Source organism: Microbacterium sp. BF1 (assembly GCF_019279095.1).
GTDB lineage: Bacteria > Actinomycetota > Actinomycetes > Actinomycetales > Microbacteriaceae > Microbacterium > Microbacterium maritypicum.
This window is the reverse complement of the sequence record NZ_JAGYWT010000504.1, coordinates 1-1,725: the sequence shown is the minus strand read 5'-3', so window position 1 is coordinate 1,725 and position 1,725 is coordinate 1. Positions and strand designations below refer to the sequence as shown.

The following is a 1,725-nucleotide window of genomic DNA, read 5'->3' as shown; positions in this document are numbered from 1 at the left end:
CATGTTCGACGGCGGCGCGCTGCCCTACGACGACAACGTTGCGCTCACGGCGGCGGTCGCCGCCCGTGCACACGAGGCCGGGGTCTACGTCGAGGGCGAGCTCGGAGAGGTGGGCGGCAAGGACGGGGCGCACGCTCCGGGTGTGCGCACCGACCCCGAAGAGGCACGCGCGTTCGTGGCCGACACGGGAGTGGACGCCCTCGCGGTCGCGGTCGGCTCCTCGCATGCGATGACCGATCGCACGGCGTCGCTGGACCTCGATCTGATCGGGCGCCTGCACGAAGCACTCCCGGTGCCGCTGGTGCTGCACGGATCGTCCGGCGTCGCGGATGCCGTGATCGCCGACGCCGTGCGCGCCGGGATGACGAAGATCAACGTCTCCACCCACCTGAACGGTTTCTTCACGCGGGCGGTGCGCGACAAGCTCGACGCCGACGAGCGTCTGGTCGACTCCCGCAAGTACCTCGCGCCCGCCCGGGAGGCACTCGCAGAAGAGGCCGCCCGCATGCTCCGACTCTTCGCATTGCAGCCCGCGGAACCGGTGTCCTGATGAAGCGGGCCGCCCGGCTGAACGCGATCCTCGACCTGCTGGCCGCGAAGGGCGAGGTCACGGTCGAAGAACTGGTCGATCGGTTCGAGGCGTCGTCCGCGACCACGCGGCGAGACCTCGACACGCTCGCCGAGCAGCGCCTGCTCACCCGCACCCACGGCGGTGCGGTGGCGCAGACCGTCGCCTATGAGCTGCCCATCCGCTACAAGAGCCACCTGCGCACGCACGAGAAGGAGAGCATCGCGCAGACCGCCGCCGGCCTCGTCGCACCCGGCATGGTGGTGGGGCTCTCCGGTGGCACGACCACCACGGCCATCGCGGCAGCCCTCGCCGCGCGCGACGATCTCGCAGCGAACGGCGGCATCACCGTCGTCACCAACGCCGTGAACATCGCCGCCCAGCTCGCCACGCGGCCCGAGATCAAGGTCGTCGTCACCGGCGGCGTCATCCACTCGCGCAGCTACGAACTCGTCGGTCCGTTCGTGGAGCAGCTGCTGCGCGGGGTGCGGCTCGACATCGCCTTCATCGGTGTGAACGGGATGGATGCCGCCGCCGGTGCGACCACGCAGGACGAGCGCGAGGCCGCGGTCAACCGCATGATGGCCGAGCGTGCCCGCCGGGCAGTCGTGGTGACCGACGCCAGCAAGCTCGGTCTCGAGGCGTTCACGGCCGTCGGCGGGGTCGACCTCTTCCCGACCGTGATCACCGACGCCGGAGCGGACGCCGAAGCACTCGTGTCGCTGCGGGCGGCCGGGTACGCGGTGCTGGTCGCCTGACGCCCCGGACACCCCGAGGGCCTCGACGTCCCCACAACGTCGAGGCCCTCTGAGGGCGTCACGGCTGTGCGCCGCGATGCCCCCGAGTAGATGGTGTCCGTGTCGTGTTCGCGCTCCCCAGTGCGCATGATCCCCAGATCCGACAGCGCCTCCCTCGCGCCTCACCCTTCGAGGCCCTTCGCCTGGCACCTTCCGAAGAACAGGAGCGTGCGGCATCCGTTCTGATACACCGACGGATTCTGAACTTTTTCCTCCATTCGGTGTATCAGAATGATCGAGCGCACGCGTTCACGACGCCACAGCCGTTCGGTGTCCTTGTTGCCGAACGATCTGATCACGCGACCAGTCTATAACGAAGTCCGTCATTAACGCTATACGTTAAACCGGAACTCCACCGAG

Annotated in this window: 2 protein-coding genes; both read left to right on the top strand. The window is 68.9% G+C overall.

What is annotated here, in order from left to right:
* The coding region (locus tag KZA10_RS14195; RefSeq protein WP_218683208.1) for a class II fructose-bisphosphate aldolase at positions 1-550 on the top strand (550 nt) is incomplete at its 5' end.
* Positions 550-1,326: a DeoR/GlpR family DNA-binding transcription regulator gene (locus KZA10_RS14190; RefSeq protein ID WP_218683207.1), complete on the top strand. Its 777-nt coding sequence runs from the start codon at positions 550-552 to the stop codon at positions 1,324-1,326. The genes KZA10_RS14195 and KZA10_RS14190, both read left to right, overlap by 1 nt.
* Positions 1,327-1,725 lie beyond the last annotated feature (399 nt).